Origin of the sequence: Streptomyces viridosporus (genome assembly GCF_002078235.1) — a bacterium.
Taxonomy (GTDB): domain Bacteria; phylum Actinomycetota; class Actinomycetes; order Streptomycetales; family Streptomycetaceae; genus Streptomyces; species Streptomyces viridosporus.
Genome location: NZ_MSGP01000900.1, coordinates 1 through 792 on the forward strand (window position 1 = coordinate 1; position 792 = coordinate 792).

Below are 792 nucleotides of genomic sequence, written 5' to 3' on the forward strand. Positions count from 1 at the left end.
CGTCGCTGAACCGGAACGCCAGGTCGAGGCTCGGGAAGTAGTCGCCCCGCTCGATGGCGCCGATGGTCTGCGGGTGCACTTCCACCAGCTTGGCCAGCGCGACCCTGCTGAGTCCGCGCTCCGCGCGCAGCACTCTCAGCTGGTTGTAGATCGGCTTTCCCTCGCGATGACTCACTGGGCTCATGCAAGGAACGTAGTAGAAACACAACAGTTCGTCAAGAAAAAGCAACAGCTCCGGCAGGNNACACCCCGGACGCCCTGCGCCCCTGGGCCGAGCTGGTCCGCGACACCGGCGCGCGCCGTCTGTGGACGGGGCAGTCGCTCAAGGTGGAGACCCACCAGGCCTTCGCCCATCTCGCCGGCGCGGGGATACGCGTCCCCGTCGGCACCGGCGTGACCCTGATGCCGTTGCGCCACCCCTACGAGGCCGCCCTGCACGCCCGCTCGCTCGCCCTGATGACCGGCCGGACCGTGGTGGCCGGATACGGCGTCGGCGCACCGGCGTTCGTGCGCAGCCTCAACGGACGCACCTACCCCAGCCCGCGGACGATGGCCGCGGACTACCTGCGCACGGTCCGCTCCCTGCTCGACGGGGAGGTCGTCGACCACGCGGGCGACTACCACGCGCTGCGGGGACGGCTGATCCCCATGGACCACCCGGGCGTGGAGGTCGGCGTGGGCGTGCTGCGCCCCAACATGGCGCGCACCGCCGGCGGCGTCGCGGACGTCGCCGTCACCTGGATGACCCCGCCCGGCTACGTCGCCGGGACCCTGCTGCCCGCCCTGGAGGAG

2 protein-coding genes are annotated in these 792 nt (G+C 71.4%); one reads left to right on the forward strand and one right to left on the reverse strand.

Annotation, left to right across the window (positions count from 1 at the left end; all coding sequences use genetic code 11):
• Nucleotides 1-184 (reverse strand): helix-turn-helix transcriptional regulator (locus B7L92_RS38535; RefSeq protein WP_107501752.1); only part of this gene is annotated, 184 nt, incomplete at its 3' end.
• On the opposite strand from B7L92_RS38535, the gene B7L92_RS38540 reads away from it, so the two are divergent.
• Nucleotides 175-792: LLM class flavin-dependent oxidoreductase (locus B7L92_RS38540; protein WP_143626528.1), on the forward strand; the 618-nt coding region annotated here is incomplete at its 3' end. The genes B7L92_RS38535 and B7L92_RS38540 overlap by 10 nt on opposite strands.